We start from the raw sequence: 20,585 nt of genomic DNA on the forward strand, positions 1-20,585 counted from the left end.
AGAAAATACCAGACTAAAAAAAATGTATGCTGAAGAGCGATTAAAGGCAGAGATTGTTCAGGAAGCAATGTCAAAAAAGTGGTGAAGCCATCTTGCCGACGTCAGATGGCTCAACAAGCCGTTGCCCACTATGCCATTAGCATTCGTTTGGCTTGCAGCGCATTTAGTATCAGTGAAACCTGCTACCGTTATCAGGCTAAACTGAGTGATGACAATGCACTCATTGCAGAACAGCTCATTGAACTCACTGAAGAAAATACAGATTGGGGCTTTGGTCTGTGTTTCTCTTATCTACGTCATGTTGAAAATTATGTTTGGAATCACAAGCGTGTTTATCGTATTTACTGTGAATTAGCACTGAATCTGCGTATTAAGCCAAGCAGAAGACTGAAACGACATGCACCAGAACCACTGAAAGAGCCGATCCGGGCAAATCAGGTCTGGTCACTGGATTTTATGCATGACCAGCTGATCGATGGTCGTAAGTATCGGCTATTGAATGTAATTGATGATTACCGTCGAGAAGGTTTAGCGATTGAAGCAGGATTCTCATTACCTACAATCCGAGTTATTCGTACGTTGAATCAGTTGCTGGAATGGCGAGAAAACCCGTTAGTTATTCGGTGTGACAATGGCCCGGAGTTTATCAGTCATGAATTTGTACGCTGGGCAACTGAACAAGGTATTCGTATTGAATATATTCAACCAGGTAAGCCACAGCAAAATGCGTATATTGAACGTTATAATCGGACTATACGTTATAGCTGGCTAAGCAAGCATCTATTTGACACACTGGAAGAAGTACAAGATTATGCAACGAGTTGGCTGTGGCATTACAACTATGAAAGACCACACCAAGCAAACAAAGGAAAGCCACCTCTCATGGCTGCTTAACCTCTACTTTTAACTTCGGTTATTTATGGGAGGATTACCATTTCAGTGAGATAAAAAGTGTAAATTTTTAAGTATTTTTTATTGAATTTTTACAAAATACAATACATAATTCATTAAGTTTTTGAAATATATATATTAATTATAATTTGGTATGTATATCCGTTCTAAGGTCATCATCTAAAGCAGAAATTGATAAAAACCCTTTGTTTTGGCAAAGGGTTTTTTATTGCCTGTGTGAAAAGTAGGATAGATCAATTGAGGAAAACGATAAAAACTTCAATGGAGATAGAATATTTAAATCTGTATTTCCGATTATTTTTATAAAAAAGTACTGTTTTACCGATTTACCTCAGTTTTGTATTCTAGCTTCACAAGATAAGCAATCCCCACAACGCACTGAGGAATACAAAATGAGTTTAATCAATACCCAAGTGAAAGCCTTTAACGCTACTGCTTACCAGAATGGTCAATTCATTGAAGTGTCTGAGCAGGACATGATCGGTAAATGGTCGGTGGTATTTTTCTATCCTGCAGACTTTACCTTTGTCTGTCCAACCGAATTAGGCGATCTGGCTGATCATTATGCTGAATTCCAGAAAATGGGCGTTGAAATTTATGGCGTATCCACTGATACCCACTTCACCCATAAAGCCTGGCACGATACTTCAGACGTGATTGGTAAAATCCAGTATCCGCTGATTGGCGATCCAACCTGGACTCTGGCAAAAAACTTTGAAGTGTTAATTGAGGCTGAAGGTCTGGCTGACCGTGGTACTTTCGTGATTGATCCGGAAGGTACCATCCAGATTGTTGAAATTAACGCTGGCGGTATTGGCCGTGATGCCCAGGAACTGCTACGTAAAGTCAAAGCAGCGCAATATGTCCATGCACACCCAGGTGAAGTTTGCCCGGCAAAATGGAAAGAAGGTGAAGCAACGCTTGCACCGTCAATCGACCTGGTCGGTAAAATCTAATCCAGTTGCATTTATCTTCTGATGAAAATCCAGAACTCCGGTTCTGGATTTTTTTTGTCTGTTGAAAGAGAAACCAAGCAGAATCCGGATGCGCCTGGATGATTCTATTCTTGCAATGCAGTATGCCAGATTTGCGCTAGCTGGCCGCACCGCAGAGGCTTAACATGAAACGATCAATTCTCCTTGCAGGCGCAGGACAGTATGAAAAAAATAATTGGTTTATATCGAAATAAAAACATGCACTGGGTCGGTGATGGTTTTCTGGTACAGAACCTGTTTGCTTATGACCGTTTAGGTCAGGCCATCAGCCCGTTTTTAATGCTCGACTATGCTGCGCCTTATCCGTTTGAGGCGACGAAAGCGCAGCGTGGTGTGGGTTCACATCCGCATCGTGGCTTTGAAACTGTGACTCTGGCCTATCAGGGTGCCGTCACCCATCAAGATTCGGCCGGTGGCGGGGGCACTATTCAGACTGGTGATGTGCAGTGGATGACAGCCGGTGCCGGCGTGGTGCATGAAGAGTTTCATTCTGCCGATTTTGCCGAAGCCGGTGGACTGTTTGAAATGGTCCAGCTCTGGGTCAATTTGCCAGCCAAAGACAAAATGACCACGCCGCGTTATCAGGCCATTGCCGCTGCCGATATTCCCCGGATTGAACTGGACGATGCCGCCGGACACCTCCGGGTGATTGCCGGGAACTATTTAGGTCACACCGGGCCGGCACAGACCTTTAGTCCGGTCAATGTCTGGGATGGTAGCTTGCACAAAGATGCGCAAACCTTTGTGCATGTTCCGGTGACTCACAATGTCCTGCTGGTGGTGCTAAAAGGCGAGCTGCTGGTGAATGGCACTCAACAGGTGCAGGACAGTTCTATCGTGATGTTTGCCCGCGATGCCGAGCCGACCATTCAGTTGCAGGCGCAGCAGGAAACACAGTTTTTAATTCTGACCGGTGAGCCATTAAATGAGCCAATTCAGGGCCATGGTCCTTTTGTGATGAACAGCAAACAGGAAATTATTCAGGCCTTTGAGGACTTTCATTCTGGTAAGTTTGGCCAAATTCCGCCGCAAAGCTAAGCATTCAGCGATCCTGCTGCGAAAAGAAAAAAGCCTCTGATAAAAATCAGAGGCTTTCTTGTTATTGCGCTGTTAAGTTTCTTGTTTTATCTCATTTGTATCATTATCTGTAATGATTTTATGTGATGTGGTTGTCATTCTTGTGTGGGGCGTATACTAGCGGAAAGCACGCACTTTGTAAAACAACTATTCTAAAACTGGTTAATTTATACCTATTGTTTTTAAATGATTTTTAAAAATTAATAAATAAAATTTCAGGTATTTCTTATATTTACACGGGGCTTGAAAATACGTTAAAAAATGTAACAGAAGTGGCATTTTAGAACTTTATTACACTTTGTAAAAAGGGTGAATCTGGTAGTTTTTAATAGCTCATTTTGGCAAGGCATGGTTCATAATTTCGGTCAATGTTTTCATTAACGGATAAGACGTTTTGGATATTGCAGTCATCGGTAGTGGCATGGCTGGGCTAGCTACCGCAAGAATTCTTAAAGATGCAGGGCATAACATTACAATTTTTGAAGCTCTGCCTGGACGTGGAATGGACAGCCACAGTACTGAGTTTGAAGGCGGTTTAATTGACGCACCGCTGCGGGTCATGAATCCGCATTTGTGGAAAAACACGCTCAGTTTAGCCACCTATCTGGGTATTCCGACCTTCCCGGTACGGACCTATATGGCCTGTAGCTGGTTATTTGAAGACCGGACCGAAACCTGGTTAACCACCTCGCGTACGCGTATCGGGAATTTCCCGATTATCAATAACCGTAAAGGCTTGCAGCAATACGGCTGGCGTCTGGTTAAAGGCATGTTGCAGTTAAAAACGGCAATTGCCAAATTCTTCCGGTCGAAGAATCAGGACATTACCCTGGCTGAGTTCATCAACCAGAATGAAATTGAAGAAGTGTTCTGGCATGGCGCGGTAATGCCGGTGTTGTACACCATCTGTACCTGTAACCCGAAAACCATTGGCGAATGGCCAGCGAAGCCGCTGTTGACCTTCTTGCGTCAATTGACCGATGGTGATGCGCTGTTGCGTATTCAGGGTGGCACTCCGGCGCTGGTGAATAAGCTGATTGAAGGTATTCATATCAAGAGTGGTTCACCCATCACCCATATTAGCCAGCAAGATGATCAGGTCTATGTCAAAAATGCCGAAGGCGAAACTGCGGTATTTGACCGTGTGGTGGTGGCCACCCCAACTACCAATATCGAGAACTTCCTCGATCGTGAACAGTTTGCCGAAGATATTGCCTTGTTAAAGCAGTTCAAGTTTGAACAGGGCGAACTGGTGATTCATACTGATAGCACAGTGATGCCGCCAAAACGCAAAGACTGGTCGGTACTGAGCTATATGATGGACCGCAAGTTTACCCGTCAGCAATTTACTGTCTGGCTAAACTCGATTGAGCCATCGCTGGTCGGTAAAACGCCGGTGTTCCAGACCTGGCGTCCGGTCACGCCTATTGATCCGAAGAAAGTCATTTCTTCTGTCACCCTGACCCGTGCGGTGGTGGATTCAAAAACCGTGGCACTGAACAAAGAATTGCAACAGCGTCATAAAGTCGCTGATCGCAAGGTGTTCTTCTGTGGTTCATGGTCATGTGACGGCTTGCCAATTTTAGAATCAGCCGTGACTTCAGCCATGCATATTGCAGAAATTTTTGGTGCACCGTTGCCGTTTGTGGGCTTAAAACCTAAAGTAGAGGTTGCTCCCCAACTCGGCTATTAATCTATGCGCTGGCTTCAGGCAATTTTTCGACAGGCTCCTTCCCATAAATATGCAATCAATGCAGCGCTTTTGGGAGATCCTGCCGAGTTGCCCTGGAGCAATCTGGGCTACTGGCACTCATCTGCACAGGACTATCCGGCGGCGTGCCAGCAGCTGGCCGATCATTTGGCCGAAGCCGTTCAGTTGCAATCCACAGATCGGCTGCTCGATTTAGGCTGTGGACAGGGCGCCAGCCTGTTGCACTGGCAACAGCATTATCAACTCTCAAATATTACCGCCGTTGAACTGCAAACGACCTGTGTCGAGCAGATTCAAGCGCGCTGGCCAGAGCTGCCCATCTATGCGCAGTCTTTTTTAAATTTAAAAAATCTCATACCTCTGGCGCCATTTGATGTGGTGCTGTGTATTGATGCGGCCTATCATCATGCTTTGAATTCATTTCTGGATGCCGTGCAACCGGTTTTAAATTCAAAAGGCCGTCTGGGTTTTCACACCCTGATATTGTCACCGCAGTTTTTAAAATCAAATACATTACAACAGCATTCTTATCGCGCTTTATTAAAGGCGGCGGATGTGTCGTTGCCGGAACTGAAAACCGCAGTACAACTGGAGCAGTGTTTGCAGGAACGCGGTTTTACCCAGATTCAGATTGAAGATTTATCTGCACCAGTGTTAAACAGATTTGCCGAATATATCCAGCAGCTGCACTGGCCGCAGCACAGTCCAGGTCTGGACCGGATCAAGATTGCCATGACCGCAAAGCTGTGCCGACGTTTATATAAAGATGGCTTGGTGAGATATGTGCAAGTGACCGCACACACGCAATAAAGCAGAAAAAATAGCGCCATAAAAACAACAAAGGCCCACTAAAATAGCGAGCCTAAGAAAATGGTGCCGGCACACGGATTCGAACTGTGGACCTACTGATTACAAGTCAGTTGCTCTACCAACTGAGCTATGCCGGCATTGTGGAGTTGCATTTTACAGATTTTTAATTCGGGCGCAAGCGAAAAAATAAGCAATTAAAAGTAGGCGACAGGCGCTGTTTTATTTTTATCCAGCTCTTGTTTTCGCGCTTAAACATCATGGAAGAGGCAATTTTCTGCTCAAGACAACAATAGCTCACGTTCAGGGCGAGCTATTGTTTTGAATTTAAAATAAAGGGGGTTAAGTGCCGCAGAGGCGTGCTACTTGCTCCTTAAAATACGGTCTAAATCTTGTGCACATTCTTCAAGGGTAAAAGCCATATCGAGTTGCATTTGTGGTTTGAGTTCGTTGGCGAGAGATCTCCACTGCTCAATAAGTTTAAGGGCTTTTTGAATTTTATGTCGATTGAGGTCTTTGGCGATGGTGGGGGTATAACCACCACGTTTGGCATTTTTAATTTGTTTGACATAATTTGCGCTGTTATTCATGCTCGCTCCCGAATAGCAGTTTTTTGACTGATTGGCTTTAAACATCTTTTTTGGCACGATTAAATGAAGAATATTTTTTAAGTTAATAGTTTTAAACAGTTGTTTATTTTGCCTATTGTTCTCCTTGTTCTGTTTAGGTCTGTGTTTAACATAGCACAATGCTTGCTGCTGTAAAGCTTGCGAATTCTATGCCACTTTTTATTGTTGTAGCATGAGATGATGACTTTTTGTTGACATCTGTGGTTTAAAAACAGGTTGGAACTGTGGCAGGCTGTAACTTTCACATATATGCGGCAGGATGGCATAACCCGAAGATCATGCTTAACAACCCAAGAGATGAACGGGGAGTCAGAAAAATTGATGCTATTTTCAGCAAAGCCTGAGATGGTGCTGGAAAAATAAGCGCTTCAAGTCAATGAATTTATCAATATAGTTTTGAATTTGATAGAAAAAGTCTATCTCAGGTTTCCTATTTTATCTGTGTTAAAAACTTGACCATCCATTTAAATTTTAGGGAAGCAGATGCGATAGATGCTCTGCTTTTTCAACTATAAATTTAAATTCAAAAACTGATGAATTTAAAACTTAGCGGATGTATTCAGGCTCAAGTTTTTAAATTCAAAAAAATAAAAGTACTGTTGTTATTTTAAAATCTAATCCAGAAACAATCAGATAATTTCACTGTCTGGAATTAAATAATTTTGAAAAAGCAGAAAAGTCGAAGCATAAAAAAAGACCCAAATTTTACAATTTGAGTCTTTTTAAACATTCTGGCGGTGAGAGAGGGATTCGAACCCTCGATACGCGTCAACGTATACACACTTTCCAGGCGTGCTCCTTCAGCCACTCGGACACCTCACCATAGGCCGTGGATAATACCCAAAAAAAGTCACTCTGCCAAGCTGAAACAATTGATTTGCGGAAAAACTTTTGGGCTGGTGCTATTATGCGCAAAAATACGGTCTATCCATGAAGACATTCTATGCAAAGTACTGCAAAAAAAGCCGCCCTGCCTGTGATTACCCTCGCGGCACTGGGCGTAGTTTTTGGTGACATTGGAACGAGTCCACTCTATGCCTTGCGTCAATGTTTCCTGACCGCACATCTGGCCATTTCTGAAGGCAGTGTTCTGGGGATTTTATCGCTGATCTTCTGGTGCATGATGCTGACCATCAGCTTTAAATACGTCACCATCATCATGCGTGCAGACAACAACGGTGAAGGCGGAATCATGTCGCTGCTGGCCTTAAACCTGCGTACCACCCGTATTTCTGAACAGAAGAAAATCTACCTGATTGCACTGGGCTTTATTGGTGCATCGCTGTTTTTTGGTGATGGGATTATTACCCCGGCCATTTCGGTGCTGTCGGCGATTGAGGGGCTGAGTATTGCCACCCCGATGTTTAACCAGTGGCTGATTCCCTTATCTATCGGGATTCTGGCTGGACTGTTTCTGGTACAGCGTCATGGCACTGGCATCATGGGCACCTTCTTTGGGCCGTTGACCCTGCTCTGGTTCCTGTCGATTGGCGGGGTAGGGCTGTGGAGCATTATCCAGACGCCGTATGTGCTGGCGATGGTTAGTCCGCACTGGGCCATCAACTTTGTGCTGGAACAGCCTTATGTGGCCTTTTTAACCATGGGCGCGGTGATTCTGACCATGACCGGTGGTGAAGCGATTTATGCCGATATGGGGCATTTTGGCCGCTTGCCAATCCGGATGGCCTGGTTTGTGATTGTGCTGCCATGTCTGTTATTGAATTACGCCGGACAGGGCGCCTTGTTGCTGCGTGATCCGGACGCGATTACCAATCCTTTCTATCTGCTGGTGCCGGACTGGGGTCTGTATCCGATGATTGCGCTGGCCACGGCTGCGGCGGTGATTGCCTCACAGGCGGTGATTACTGGCGTATTTTCGATGGTCAATCAGGCTATTCAGCTGCGTTATTTGCCGCGTTTATCGGTCAAACATACCTCAGAAGTGGAACAGGGCCAGATTTATCTGCCGTTCATTAACTGGGTACTGTTTGTATCGGTGGTGATTCTGATTCTGCTGTTTGAAAACAGTGCCAATCTGGCCAGTGCCTATGGCGTAGCGGTGACCATGACCATGCTCTGCGGCACCATTTTAATTTCCATTCTGGCCTATGGTTTCTGGCGCTGGCCGGTGTGGAAAGTGCTGCTGTTTGCACTGCCTTTTTTAATTCTGGATCTGATTTTTGTCGGTTCAACCTCACTGAAAATTGTCGCCGGTGGCTGGGTACCAATTTTAATTGGTGCCATTGTATTTACCCTCCTGATGACCTGGAAAGATGGCCGTGCCTTGCTGATTCATCATCTGGAAAAAGATGCCTTGCCGATTGAGCTGTTTATTAAAAGTATCAGCATGGGCAATGACACCAAATTTGTGCCGGGCGAAGCGGTATTCTTGACTGGTACGCCGAATATCGTGCCACATGCGATGCTGCATAACATCAAGCACAATAAGGTGTTGCATGAGCGCAATATTATGGTGACGGTGGTGACGCGCGATATTCCGTATGTGCCGCAAGAAGAGCGGGTGCAGATTGAACGGCTAGATGAACGTTTTTACCGGATTTTTATCTATTACGGTTTTAAAGATCAGCCGAATATTCCGCGCGCGTTAAAGCAGGCCTATGATGAATTGGGCTTTGAATTCGACATGATGCAAATGAGCTTCTTTATTTCACGTGAACGCATTATCAGCACAGTCGGCGAAGGCATGGCACCGTGGCGGGAAAAGCTGTTTATTTCGATGCAGCGCAATACCAGTCCGGTCAGTGACTTCTACCAGATTCCGACCAACCGGGTTGTGGAGCTGGGCAGTCAAATCCAGATCTGATGCAACGGCGTGGTCTCAACGCAACTGCAATAAAAAAACCAGAGCATAGCTCTGGTTTTTTTGGAGGATAAAAGCCTAAAACAGGTCTTTAATTGGCTTCATTCAGGCTTGGGGCTTCAGGTAAGGCTTGAACAGGCGCTTGCATTTGCTCGGCGCCAGCTTCAGGTGCGGCCTGAATAGCAGGGTCTGCCATTGGTGCTGCTTCTGGTGCAGCGGCTAAGGCTTCCTGGGTAACATCGGTTTCGGCTTCTATACCATTCACCGGCGCTTCAGCTGAGGAGTCCATCATGGGCGCTGCATTCTGGGCGGCTTCCGCTGCAGGTGCAGTCAACTCTGCTGCGGGTGGTTCAGTAATAGGCTGTGCGCCCTGGGCCAACGGATCAGTTGACTGGCCAGCCGGTACCGGTTGTGAGGTCAGCGCTGATGCATCGGGTGCAACCGCTTGTGCCGGGGCATCATGGCCTGGCGCCTGGGCGGGTGCATCTGCCGGAATCACATCCAGCTGCGGATTGGTCGGCATCGGCTGAACCACTTGCGGATTGGCTTCAGAGACAATGCGCACCTGACCGCTGGCCACGATATCCTGCAATGAACCCGGCTGACCATTAACCGTGGTCACCACTTTGGCTTTCGATAAGCTTTCCAGGGTATCACCCGGTTGAATGGGAGGTTCGGCAAAGGCAGTTGCACTCATTAAACCGGTAATCAGGCCGGCACCCAGTAATTTGGAATACATAGATTCCTCCATCAAATTTTTATCACACGATTTTTTCGTGAACTACCTTGGCATATAACACTGGCCTGACGCAACGCAGCACACTGAAAGCCATCCAGACTTATCATAAACTGTGTTAAAACTCTGACAGACTGTTACACAGTCACCGCCTGTACAGCGGTTTATTGTCTAATTGTTAAGCGAACAACAGCCAGAACATATACAAGCTGCAGACCCCTTGTTAAGCTCGGCCAATATGTGATTCTTATAGTTTTTAGCAGTGTAATGGCCAGAAAAAAGCGCAGTACAAATCCGCCTCTCTTTCCCTTTTTTCATCAAGGAAGTTTAAAAGTTGTTTTAGGTGTGGTGGCCGCTGGCAGTTTCGCGATTGCCTTTGGACAGGAAAAAATCAGCCAGTGGATGTCCTTGACACCAAGCACTTCGAATAGTGCCTGTCTGGAACAGTTTTACCGTGATGTGCCGCCGTATTTAATTAAAGACAGCCTGCGCAAAGACAGTTATCCGCTGTGCTTTAATGGTTTTAACGTGATGTATTCCGGTGTGTCCAAAACTCCGCTGTGGGTGGCAGAAAGTCTGACCCCGGCGCGTTTAAGCCAGAAAATTCCACGTGAAGACAGTTTTCATGAAGAAGAGCGGGTGAAAGAGCAGCACCGCGCGACCTTGGCGGATTATCGCGGTTCAGGCTATGACCGCGGACATATGGCGCCAAATGCCGATATGTCCAATAAAGCGGCACAATACGACAGCTTCTCGCTGGCCAATATGGTGCCACAAGCGCCGAAGAATAATCAGCAGGTCTGGCGTGAACTGGAAGAAGCCACCCGTGCGCTGGTGACCAAGCATAAACAGGATGTGTATGTCATCACCGGGCCGACTTTTAGTGGCAAAAAACTGAAAGCGATTGGTAATGGGGTGATTGTTCCGACCTCGGTGTATAAAGCCATTTACTTACCTAAAACCGGCGCAATTGGCGCCTACTACGCACCGAATGACAATTCCCTGCAGGTCAAGGTGGTCAGCGTCTGTTATTTAGAAGAACAGTTGGGCATTAACCTGTTTCCGCAGCTGACCGAAGAGCAAAAACGCAATACCTATAAATTGCCGCTGACCGCCAACGCGGTAAAAGCCAATAAACCACTGGAATATTCGCATTGGGATGCAGAAAGTCAGTGTGCTGAAGATGTTGCTCCGGAGCAGCTACAGGCCTTACAGCGTCAGTTTAAATCGGGAGGTAGCACGGCCACTGCCAGTGGTACAACCTTGGATGCCGAAACCCAGGATGCCCTCATTAAGCAGTTGATTGAGGCCTTGTTGCACTATATCTTACAGTTAATGAATAAAAGCTGATCAGCACATATAAACGGCAGGATGAGCAATTGATCCTGCCACAACAACCAGCATTACGGCCGAGGTGGGTATGTTTAAACCGTTTCAACATGGGACAGAATCTCATGCCATTCATGATCTGACTGTCGAGAATGATCTGGACTGCGTGAATGTCTATGGCAATTTACAGCTCACCAAGGACCAGGCGGGTCTGGCTGCGGCTAAAGCCTTGCAGGCACTGCTGAATGAGGTGGTTGCGGCTCTGGAAAAAGAGCCAAATCTGCCTGAAAAAGTCCAGCGTACCGAAGTACGGGAAATCGAAAATCCTTTTCTTTGACATTCTTCCTGTCTTAGAGGACAGGGTTTTTACGCTCTAACTAATAAACTGTTCATTTAAAATATAAAAAAGCCCACCGAAGTGAGCTTGTAGGACGTGCAGCAAGATTAGTCCTTCTTGCCAACCACTTTATAAATCACCGCGCCAATTACCGCACCAATCATTGGTGCAACCCAGAATAACCAGAGCTGGCTTAAGGCTGCAGTTTCTGCAAAGAACGCTACACCGGTACTACGGGCCGGGTTGACTGAGGTGTTGGTGACCGGAATACTGATTAAGTGAATCAGGGTTAAGGCCAGACCAATTGCAATTGGGGCAAAACCGGCCGGCGCACGCTGATCCGTCGCACCTAAAATAATAATCAGGAAAAAGGCGGTTAAGACAATTTCAATGATCAGTGCTGAAACGAGTGAATATTGCCCCGGGGATAATTCACCAAAACCATTGCTGGCAAAACCACCGGTGCTGCTAAAACCGGCCTGACCCTGGACAATCAGGTATAAAATCCAGGCCGCGACGACAGCACCCAATACCTGGGCAACGATATACGGGAGCAGTTCTTTGGCTTCAAAACGGCCGCCGGCCCATAAGCCCAGACTCACCGCCAGGTTAAAGTGACCGCCTGAAATATGCCCCAGGGCATAGGCCGCGGTTAAAACGGTTAAACCAAAGGCAATCGATACGCCAACAAAGCCAATGCCCAGTTCAGGGGAAGGCTGCAGCCAGCACGGCACTACCACAGCCGCCGAATACCAGCCAGAAGGTCCCCAGAAATTCTGCACAATATTTATTCATTTTCATGTCTCCAGAATTTTATTTATGTGATGAAAATTATAAAGTGTGAAATATATCACACTATTTTTGTAAAATACTCTTTTTTTATACGCTTCAAATTAAACTAAAAAGATGAAAGATTGATTAAGTTGTTCTGACGCCATTGCTGTGGAGTGTGTTGGGTCCATTGTTTAAAGGCACGCTGAAAGGCACTCTGTTCCGAATAGCCGAGCAGCAGGGCAATTTCCTGTAGGCTTAAATGTGGATCTTTTAAATATTGTTCGGCCAGTAAGCAGCGTACTTCCTGAATCCGTTGTTGATAGGTGGTGCCTTGCTGCTGTAAATGCCGTTGTAACTGCCGTACTGACAAATTCAGCTGCTGGGCAATATGTTCAATCTGGTACATATTGCGTTGTAAACCGGTCAGAATCGCCTGCTGTAAACGGTGGTCAATCTGGGTGGAATTTGGCAGTTTTTCCAGCAGAGCCTTGGCCTGTTGGAGCAATAAATGCTGTAAGGTCTGATCCCCCTGATAAAAGGGTTTGGACAGCTCCTGCAACGGCATTAGCACCTGGGTTTTTTCCTGGGAAAAACGTACCTTGCAATGAAAATACTGCTCATACAGTGCCACATGTCGTGGCGCCGGATTCTGGAAATGCACCTCATGCAGGCAAATATCCTGAAATTCCATAAAATGTTTCAGGAATTCCACCATCAGCGCAATGGCAATTTCATTGGTCAGTTGCGTGGTCATGGTCGGCGGCAGATCAGCCCAGCGAATGGAGAGATAATTGCCTTGCACTTCCACCTGTAACGGACTGCCGTCATACACCAGCCGGTGAAAGTCATGATAGCGTTGCAACGCTTCACCCAGATTGTCACAGGACAGGGCAATATAGGCAATAATGCCCAGATGTTTGGGCTGCACCAGCGCGGCAATTTCTAGTCCCAACGCCGGACGCTGTAGCTGCTGTTCCAGTTCGGTCAGCAAGTCGCGCCAGAGAATATAATCAAAACGTTCCTGATGTTGAACCTGCTGTAATTTTTCTGGAACCGGCAGCTGTTGTGCTTGATAAAAGTCGTACAGCAACTGGGCCAAGCCGCCATAAATCGAGCCGGTATAATCCTTTATCCGTTGCATAGCTTGTCATTTTATTCTTGTCGTGATTTGTCAATCATATTCAATTTTTCCGTCAATATCTAGCCTGTGCCGACGCTTATAGTGAAGGAAAAGCACAGGAGGACTGGAGCATGTTAAAAGGATTTATTGCAGGTTTATTGGTGGCCAATGCCTTTGAGTGGGTGGCACATAAATATGTATTACATGGTACCCATCGGCCGGGGCAGCCGCGTCACAGTCCGGTGCCACGCAGTATGCGTTCGCATTGGGAGCATCATCGTGAGGTGCGGAAAAATCAGTTTAATGATGAAAGCTATGTGATTGGCTGGTCGCACTGGCGCAATAAAAACGAGATTATTTCGCTGGCCGCCGCCGCGGGTGTGTTTGGGCTGGTCTTTTTCCCGATTTCCAAAGGCATGATGGCCGGCAGCATGTATAGCGCCCTGAATTATTACTATATTCACCGCCGTGCCCATTTGGAGCCAGAGTGGGCCAGAACAAAAATTCCCTGGCACTATGACCATCATATGAACAGCAATCAGGATGCCAATTGGTGTGTGACCAAGCCCTGGTTTGACTATATTCTGGGCACCCGGGTTATATCTTCACCCGATTTGCAGGAGCAGAATCCGCTCGGGATTGCCTTGCCACAGCCGCTGTCAGCACTGTTAAACCGCGGCGCGGAAAAATTCTTCCCGGCCAAATGGGTCGACCGGAATGAAAAGCCATCCCCAGATCTTGAGCCACTACCTAAAGCCAGTTAATGAGAGGGTTGTTTATCTGCTGAGCAAATTCATCGTTGATTGGCCCAAAGGCAGTATATTTGTGGAACAATAATACTGGATCAATTATGTGATAGAGATCAAATAAAACTGATTGAAAACAACTGCTTTGCAAGCTGTTGTCGTGAATTGTCAATAAAATTGGCGTTGATGGTCAATATTTGTTCAGGGAAGTTTTCTATAGTAAAGAAGCTGAAGATAGCGGCAGAACTTCTGCCTACATCGAAGGTGATTCTGTTGAAATATGTACGTTTTAATGCCAAGCGCTGTAGCAATTCTTGGTTTATAGGGAGTCTTCAGGACTCCTTTTTTTTATCTTCATTTTTTATTTGTTTTGCTTTGCCGCATAAAAAAAGAGTGTATGATTACACTCTTTTTCAGTTCTGAAATTTTTGAGCCAGCGGGCTTAAAGGCGCATTTCAATACCTTGTGCCGCCAAGTATTGCTTGGCTTCCGGAATGGTGTGCTGACCAAAGTGGAAAATTGAGGCCGCCAGAACTGCATCGGCGCCGCCTTGTAAAATTCCGTCTGCCAGATGCTGTAAATTGCCAACACCGCCAGAAGCAATGGTTGGAATATTGACGTGGTCATTAATGGTTCGCATTAGTGCCAGGTCATAACCGGCTTTGGTACCATCGGCATCCATAGAGGTAATTAGCAGTTCACCCGCGCCGTAATCAGCCATTTTCACGGCCCATTCAATTGCATCAATCCCGGTCGGTTTGCGGCCACCGTGGGTGAAAATTTCCCATTTGTTGTCGCCGGTTTTTTTGGCATCAATCGCCACCACAATACATTGTGCGCCAAAACGTTGTGAGGCTTCCTGCACAAATTCCGGATTAAACACCGCAGCCGAGTTAATGCTGACCTTGTCGGCACCGGCATTCAGTAATAAACGGATATCTTCGACCTTACGCACGCCGCCGCCCACAGTCAGTGGAACAAACACGGTTTCTGCCATACGCTCAACGGTACGGTAGGTGGTGTCACGGCCATGATGGGTAGCGGTAATATCTAAAAAGGTGATTTCATCAGCGCCCTGTTCGTTATAACGACGCGCCACTTCAACCGGATCACCTGCATCACGAATATCCAGAAATTGCACACCTTTCACCACGCGGCCGTTATCTACGTCTAGGCAAGGAATAATACGTTTAGCAAGCATAATTTTTTCCAGTCATTTCAGCTGATTATGAAACTCACCCACACAAGCGCTACACCTTGGCAGATGGACACGCTATTCTATCAAACTTATGTAAGATTTTTCGCAGGTTTTCTATGTCGGTTTATACGCCTTTGACTTTAAAGGAAGTTCAGGATTTTGCAGCCCCTTATGGACTTGAGGTGGTCGATCTGATTCCGATTCAAGGCGGTATTCAAAATACCAATTACTTTTTGGTGGCTCAGGACGGTACACACTATGTGTTGACCGTGTTTGAAGACATGGATGAACAGGCAGCCGGTGAACTGGTGCCGGTACTGGAACATTTGGGTCAGGCAGGTCTGGCTGTGGCGGTGCCGCTCAGTTATGCTGGCAAGGCCATCCACTCGATTAAACAGAAACCGGCCCAGATTGCGCCGCGTTTAATCGGTGAGCATCCAATGCCAGCCAGCATCGCTCAGGTGGAAGCCATTGCCGTGGCACAGGCCAAAATGCATGTGGCCTTAAAAGATTTTCCTTTAAAACGCGCTTTTGTCCGCGATCATGCGTACTGGCTGGCGGTATCCCAGGAAATTAAACCCAGCTTGAGCGAGGCCGATAAAGTCCTGCTCAGCAAATTGCTGGGGCTGTATGAAGCGCTTACCGCGATTTATCCGGACCGTCCAAAAGGGTTTATCCATTCCGATTTATTCCGCGACAATACCCTGTTTGAAGGCGATCAGCTGCAGGGCATTCTGGATTTTTATGAGCTGAATCAGGATGAATGGCTGTTTGATATTGCCATTACCTTAAATGACTTCTGTACTGAGTATCCGCAGGTCAGCCTGAATGAAGACAAAGCCATGGCCTTTTTAAAAGCCTATGACCGCATTCGTCCTTTAACCGAAGATGAAAAAGCCTGTCTGGAGCTGTATCTGGCAATGGCTGCTGGCCGTTTCTGGATGATGCGTTTACAGGTGGCACAAAAAAATGCTTTGCAAGGACGCAGCGGTGACGCAATTTTGCAGAAAAATCCGCTCGAGATGCGTAATATGTTGATTGAACGCTTAAAGTTCGTCACAGCTTAAACATAAAGGGTAGGGAAATGCGCGATCAGGGCCGGTTAATTGAATGGTTTGATGACAAGGGCTATGGCTTTATTCAGCCCAATGATCCGGACAAAGACCGCGTATTTTTGCATATCAATGATTTTGCCCGTCCGGGGCCGCGCCCGATTGTCGGTTGTGCACTGGATTATCAGGTCATTTTAGATGAACGCGGCCGCTATCGGGCCCAGCAGGTGGTGTATTTAAAAGCCTCGCAGGTCAAGCCGCGTGCTGATGTGGTGAGCAAGCCGCGGCAGCGTCCTGCGGCCAAACGTCCGGCCATGCAAATCCTGTGTGTGGCCTATATTCTCGTGCTGGCGGTACTGACCCTGACCGGTTTATTGCACGGCCTGCTGCTGTTATTGATCAGCCTGATGAATGCACTCAGCTATTGGCTGTATGCACAAGACAAGGAAGCGGCCCAACTCGGTCACCGCCGGATTCCGGAACAGAGCCTGCATCTGGTTTCGGCTCTGGGGGGCTGGCCGGCGGCCTGGCTGGCACAGGAAAAAATGCGACATAAAACACAAAAACAACCTTTTCGTAAAATTTATTTTTGTACAATTGGCTTAAATATTCTTTTGATTTTATGGTTTATTTCTCCTTTTAATCTGTTGACGCTCTGAGCATAGCGGGGCGGGGAGTGCAGGACAACAATATGAATACTTCCATTGACCGTGACCCGAATCGTAGTCTGACTTTTATTCTGTACCTTCTGTATATCGTGGCGATTTTTAGTGCCGGCTTGCTGGCAATCGTCGCGCTAATCATCAATTATGTAAAACGCGGCGCGGTACGCGGTTCGATTTTTGAAAGCCACTTTACTTGGCAAATTCGCAGCTTCTGGTGGTATCTATTCTGGAATATTGTGGCCTTTGTGCCGTTCTTTTTTATTTTCTTTATTGATGAAGACCCGAACCGCTTTGCCCAGGTCATTTTTGGTGCTTCGGCCTTCTGTCTGGCGGTGATTGGCCTGTCTTGGCTGTGGATTGTCTATCGGGCTATTCGCGGTATTATGCGCCTGAATGATAATGAGCCGATGTATTCTTAAATATCTGAATCATCAGACCGATCTTCCCAAAATTTAGTCCGGAAGATCGCTCGCTGATGGCGTGTGCTGCTGTTTCTGACGCAGAAATTTCGGTTTCCATTCACTGATAATCACGCCCAGCACCACCAGAAAACCACCGACCAAAGCCATAAACGGTAAACGCTCGCCGGCCAGACGGCCAAACAGCGAAGCCCATACCGGTTCTCCGGCATAAATAATTGCCGCCTGTGCCGGGCTGACTGCGCGCTGCGCCCAGTTCATCACCAGCTGAACCAAGGCACTGGCCAGCCCCAAACCGCCAGCCAAGAGTAGCAACATCCAGGAAAATTGCGGCAGTTGCTGCTCACCGACCAGTGGCATGGCAAGAAAGGCAAACAGGGAGGCGAACAGCAGTTGAATCACCGTGACCCGTTGCAGATTAACCCGTCCGGCAAAATGGCTGATCAGGATAATTTCCAGTGCAATCGCAATGGCGCCGAGCAGGGTAATCAGCTGACCAAAACTCAGCTGTAGCTGCCCCAAACCATTGCCGGTCAGTAAAACCAGCCCGATAAAGGCACAGCTTGCGCCCAGCCAGATCATGATGTGCAGCCGTTTCCGGAACAGCAGCCACAGCAAGATCGGCACCAGCGGCACATATAACGCGGTTAAAAATGCCGATTCGCTACTGCTGATGGTCTGCAGCCCCACGGTTTGCGTACCATAACCGACAGTCAGGCTGACTCCAATTAATGCACCGGCCCAGAGTTCTTTGACTTGCATACCGCGTAAATGCGGCAGTGAAATCAGCGCGACCGCCAGTGCAGCGGCGGCAAAGCGGCAGCCGACAAAAAACATCGGGCTGGCATAATTCAGCGCCAGCTTGACTGCCACAAAAGTACCGCCCCATAGCATGGTAATCATGATCAGGGCCAGTTGCGGCGCTTTGCTGTTAAGTGTAGTTTTAAGGTTCACAGGGGCATCAGACATGGCAGATCAGCGAGTATTCAAAAAAAGACATCAACCCGGTGAGGGCATAAAAAAAGAGGCCCGAAGACCTCTTTCTGATAGCAGCACTTAGAGGGCTTGCTCATCGAGCAGCAATTGCGCTTCACGCAAATTCAGGCTGCCTTCATAAATGGCACGACCGGTAATCGCACCTAAAATGCCCGGCTGGCCTTTTAAGTTACGGACATCATCCAGATTGGTTACGCCGCCTGAAGCAATCACTGGTAAACCGGAATATTGCGCCAGATTGACAGTCTGTTCGACGTTTACCCCTTGCATCATGCCGTCACGGGCAATATCGGTATACACAATGCTGGAGACACCGGCATCGGCAAAACGTTTGGCCAGATCGGTGGCTTTCACTTCAGTCACGTTGGCCCAGCCATCGGTCGCGACCATGCCATTCATGGCATCAATGCCGACAATGATATGCCCGGCGAATTTTTTGCAGGCTTCTTCGACAAACTCCGGCTCTTGAACGGCTTTGGTGCCAATAATTACAAAAGACACACCTGCATCGAGGTAGTGTTCAATGGTTTCAAACGAGCGAATACCGCCACCAATCTGAATTGGCAGGTCTGGCTGTGCTTTGGCAATGGCCTCGACCACCGGTTTATGGATTGGGGTACCTGCAAAAGCACCATTTAAGTCGACCAGATGCAAGCGACGCGCACCTTCATTGACCCAATGCTGTGCAGTGGCCACCGGATCATCAGAAAATACGGTATCGTCTTCCATACGACCTTGTTTTAAACGGACACATTTTCCATCTTTCAGGTCAATTGCAGGGATGATCAGCATGCTTTCGCTCCTTGCTTCATCGGTTAAATTTCTTGCCGCCCATCTTAGCAATAAACGAAAATTTTCTAAATGCCATATTTGCATGCAAAAACAAAAACAGCCTATGCTATGTCAGGCGGTAAACAGGGAGATCAGGAAAATCGGGCGGCCTGTGCAGCTTGATCTCCAGAGCGGTTTAGGGCGGGGTTTTAGACGGCCGGATTCTGAGTTTGAGCGAGGTATTGGGAATCTGTTTCGGCAACAGGCCCAAACGCAGCAATTCTTCAAAAACCAGGACCGGAGCATAAGCATCGGCGGCGGCATATTCAATTTGTGCTGTGCTTAATACCGGATTGGCCCAGTTCGAGGTGCTGAGACGTTTGCTTTTGGGAAAATAGACCTGAAACAGCAGCGCCATGGCATGTTTTAATCCGACCGGGTTTTTAAAGCCAAAGCTGTGAAAGCATTTGGACAGTTCCAGCACACTGTTCAGTTCTACGCCTTTTTTGCGAAACAGATGGGCATCATTTTTCAGGCCAAAGCCGACTTTAATCTGGTCACGGTTGGCGAAGATTGGCTTAAGAAAGTTCCAGATTTCCTCATTCATCTGAAATAGATAGGCCTGATCTAGTGTGGCCAGCTGAATCAGGTGCGGGCCATCCGACACTTCGCCACTTTTAAAAATCGGTTTGGATTCCGAATCAAAGCCGAGTACCGCTGCAATATTCAGTTCATGCGCATAGTGCTGACATTCGGCCAGCGTTTGAATCAGATGAATTTTAGAGGGTGGCAGACTTTGAAAGCGCGGCAGCTGTTCCAGCTGGCTGGAAGAGGGCATATGGGGTGATGTTGAAGATAAGCTCATGCCATCTTTTCCTTGGGCTGGCGATAAAAATAAGGCCTGAATTGTCAGGCCTTATTTTAAGCAAGCGGGACCTTTTAGGCCAGTACTGCACCAAAAATGGCAAAAGCAAATAGCAGTACCAACAGAATAATATAAATCCAGGCCAGCGCCGCTTCCCAGCCAGCCGTGGCACGTGGCGGGCCATAGCTGTTAACACGCTGATCACCCGGGGCGAAAAACAGATACAGCATCAGCAGCAGGTTGGCCACCGGAACCAGCATCAGTAACGATAGCCAGCCGGTATGGTTACGGTCATGCAGACGGCGGATGGTGAAAATAAACATCAGATATAACACCCCCAGATAAATCAGTGCGCCCAGCACCAGCGGGGTGAGCGGAATGCCGCCAGCAGGATCAATATTCATCAGCCCGGGAAAGAGCAGGGTCAAAACCAGAAAAACCGGAATCATTAACAGTGCAATCAGGCAGTTCCAGGCCAGATAGGAGAAACGTCCAAAACGCCCCGCCGCGCTGAGTGCCGAATCTTGTGTCGTGATGTGTTGGGTATGAGTGGTGCTATGCATTTTTGAATTACCTGTTTTATTTTTATTGAGTTGTATAAAAAGCAGTTAAATATTACTAAAAA

General features: G+C 47.1%; 19 protein-coding genes, 2 tRNA genes and 2 pseudogenes. 12 read left to right on the forward strand and 11 right to left on the reverse strand.

Annotated features, from left to right (window positions below; genetic code table 11):
- From FTT64_RS03265 to FTT64_RS03285, 5 genes and pseudogenes are all read left to right on the forward strand, one after another.
- Positions 1-894, forward strand: a pseudogene (locus FTT64_RS03265) (IS3 family transposase); the annotation flags it as partial.
- Positions 895-1,304: 410 nt separating this feature from the next.
- Positions 1,305-1,868 carry an alkyl hydroperoxide reductase subunit C gene (ahpC, locus tag FTT64_RS03270; RefSeq protein WP_005180661.1) on the forward strand — a complete coding sequence of 188 codons (564 nt, stop codon included), beginning with the start codon at positions 1,305-1,307 and terminating at the stop codon, positions 1,866-1,868.
- A gap of 201 nt (positions 1,869-2,069) precedes the next feature.
- A complete protein-coding gene (locus tag FTT64_RS03275) occupies positions 2,070-2,945 on the forward strand; it encodes a pirin family protein (protein ID WP_180182083.1) in 876 nt (291 codons plus the stop codon).
- A gap of 433 nt (positions 2,946-3,378) precedes the next feature.
- Positions 3,379-4,677 carry an FAD-dependent oxidoreductase gene (locus tag FTT64_RS03280; protein ID WP_034598019.1) on the forward strand — a complete coding sequence of 433 codons (1,299 nt, stop codon included), beginning with the start codon at positions 3,379-3,381 and terminating at the stop codon, positions 4,675-4,677.
- Positions 4,678-4,680: 3 nt separating this feature from the next.
- Complete coding sequence (locus FTT64_RS03285) at positions 4,681-5,505, forward strand: cyclopropane-fatty-acyl-phospholipid synthase family protein (RefSeq protein ID WP_005180656.1); 825 nt, start codon at positions 4,681-4,683, stop codon at positions 5,503-5,505.
- A 61-nt stretch (positions 5,506-5,566) separates the two neighbouring features.
- On the opposite strand, the gene FTT64_RS03290 is transcribed toward FTT64_RS03285, so the two are convergent.
- The 3 genes from FTT64_RS03290 to FTT64_RS03300 all read right to left on the reverse strand — a co-directional run bounded on the left by FTT64_RS03290 (position 5,567) and on the right by FTT64_RS03300 (position 6,953).
- A tRNA-Thr gene (locus FTT64_RS03290) sits at positions 5,567-5,642 on the reverse strand.
- A 222-nt stretch (positions 5,643-5,864) separates the two neighbouring features.
- Positions 5,865-6,092, reverse strand: a complete 228-nt coding sequence (locus tag FTT64_RS03295) for a hypothetical protein (RefSeq protein WP_005180651.1) — start codon at positions 6,090-6,092, stop codon at positions 5,865-5,867.
- A 771-nt stretch (positions 6,093-6,863) separates the two neighbouring features.
- A tRNA-Ser gene (locus tag FTT64_RS03300) sits at positions 6,864-6,953 on the reverse strand.
- A 121-nt stretch (positions 6,954-7,074) separates the two neighbouring features.
- Between FTT64_RS03300 and FTT64_RS03305 the strand changes: the two genes are divergently transcribed.
- Complete coding sequence (locus tag FTT64_RS03305) at positions 7,075-8,955, forward strand: potassium transporter Kup (RefSeq protein ID WP_104490119.1); 1,881 nt, start codon at positions 7,075-7,077, stop codon at positions 8,953-8,955.
- 88 nt (positions 8,956-9,043) lie between these two features.
- Here the strand turns inward: FTT64_RS03305 and FTT64_RS03310 are convergent, their stop codons facing one another.
- Positions 9,044-9,691, reverse strand: a complete 648-nt coding sequence (locus FTT64_RS03310) for a hypothetical protein (RefSeq protein WP_160255422.1) — start codon at positions 9,689-9,691, stop codon at positions 9,044-9,046.
- Positions 9,692-9,955: 264 nt separating this feature from the next.
- On the opposite strand from FTT64_RS03310, the gene FTT64_RS03315 reads away from it, so the two are divergent.
- A complete protein-coding gene (locus tag FTT64_RS03315) occupies positions 9,956-11,038 on the forward strand; it encodes a DNA/RNA non-specific endonuclease (protein ID WP_180182082.1) in 1,083 nt (360 codons plus the stop codon).
- 70 nt (positions 11,039-11,108) lie between these two features.
- Positions 11,109-11,354 carry a hypothetical protein gene (locus FTT64_RS03320; protein WP_005180612.1) on the forward strand — a complete coding sequence of 82 codons (246 nt, stop codon included), beginning with the start codon at positions 11,109-11,111 and terminating at the stop codon, positions 11,352-11,354.
- Between the two features lie 107 nt (positions 11,355-11,461).
- Here the strand turns inward: FTT64_RS03320 and aqpZ are convergent.
- Positions 11,462-12,149, reverse strand: a pseudogene (aqpZ, locus tag FTT64_RS03325) (aquaporin Z).
- A 103-nt stretch (positions 12,150-12,252) separates the two neighbouring features.
- A complete protein-coding gene (locus FTT64_RS03330; RefSeq protein ID WP_005180609.1) occupies positions 12,253-13,269 on the reverse strand; it encodes an AraC family transcriptional regulator in 1,017 nt (338 codons plus the stop codon).
- Between the two features lie 110 nt (positions 13,270-13,379).
- Between FTT64_RS03330 and FTT64_RS03335 the strand changes: the two genes are divergently transcribed.
- On the forward strand, positions 13,380-14,012 hold the full coding sequence (locus FTT64_RS03335) for a hypothetical protein (protein ID WP_075175519.1): 633 nt from the start codon (positions 13,380-13,382) through the stop codon (positions 14,010-14,012).
- Positions 14,013-14,436: 424 nt separating this feature from the next.
- Here FTT64_RS03335 and hisF read toward each other — a convergent pair whose 3' ends face one another.
- Positions 14,437-15,198: an imidazole glycerol phosphate synthase subunit HisF gene (gene hisF / locus FTT64_RS03340; protein WP_303113667.1), complete on the reverse strand. Its 762-nt coding sequence runs from the start codon at positions 15,196-15,198 to the stop codon at positions 14,437-14,439.
- Between the two features lie 110 nt (positions 15,199-15,308).
- Here hisF and FTT64_RS03345 point away from each other — a divergent pair, with 110 nt between their 5' ends.
- The 3 genes from FTT64_RS03345 to FTT64_RS03355 are packed head-to-tail and all read left to right on the forward strand — an operon-like array spanning position 15,309 to position 17,328.
- Positions 15,309-16,259 (forward strand): homoserine kinase, encoded by a 951-nt coding sequence (locus FTT64_RS03345; RefSeq protein ID WP_005180603.1) that lies wholly within the window; start codon positions 15,309-15,311, stop codon positions 16,257-16,259.
- Between the two features lie 17 nt (positions 16,260-16,276).
- Entirely contained in the window at positions 16,277-16,903 is a 627-nt protein-coding gene (locus tag FTT64_RS03350; protein ID WP_180103992.1) for a DUF1294 domain-containing protein, read from the forward strand.
- Positions 16,904-16,935: 32 nt separating this feature from the next.
- On the forward strand, positions 16,936-17,328 hold the full coding sequence (locus FTT64_RS03355; RefSeq protein WP_005180599.1) for a hypothetical protein: 393 nt from the start codon (positions 16,936-16,938) through the stop codon (positions 17,326-17,328).
- A gap of 33 nt (positions 17,329-17,361) precedes the next feature.
- On the opposite strand, the gene FTT64_RS03360 is transcribed toward FTT64_RS03355, so the two are convergent.
- From FTT64_RS03360 to FTT64_RS03375, 4 genes are all read right to left on the reverse strand, one after another.
- Entirely contained in the window at positions 17,362-18,297 is a 936-nt protein-coding gene (locus FTT64_RS03360; RefSeq protein WP_168383896.1) for a DMT family transporter, read from the reverse strand.
- Between the two features lie 87 nt (positions 18,298-18,384).
- Positions 18,385-19,116 (reverse strand): 1-(5-phosphoribosyl)-5-[(5-phosphoribosylamino)methylideneamino]imidazole-4-carboxamide isomerase, encoded by a 732-nt coding sequence (gene hisA / locus FTT64_RS03365; RefSeq protein WP_075167328.1) that lies wholly within the window; start codon positions 19,114-19,116, stop codon positions 18,385-18,387.
- A 175-nt stretch (positions 19,117-19,291) separates the two neighbouring features.
- Positions 19,292-19,960 carry a 3'-5' exonuclease gene (locus FTT64_RS03370; RefSeq protein WP_180048341.1) on the reverse strand — a complete coding sequence of 223 codons (669 nt, stop codon included), beginning with the start codon at positions 19,958-19,960 and terminating at the stop codon, positions 19,292-19,294.
- A gap of 74 nt (positions 19,961-20,034) precedes the next feature.
- Positions 20,035-20,523: a DUF805 domain-containing protein gene (locus FTT64_RS03375; protein ID WP_016658424.1), complete on the reverse strand. Its 489-nt coding sequence runs from the start codon at positions 20,521-20,523 to the stop codon at positions 20,035-20,037.
- Positions 20,524-20,585 lie beyond the last annotated feature (62 nt).

The sequence above is a fragment of the Acinetobacter sp. Q186-3 genome (genome assembly GCF_013420655.1).
Lineage (GTDB): Bacteria > Pseudomonadota > Gammaproteobacteria > Pseudomonadales > Moraxellaceae > Acinetobacter > Acinetobacter indicus.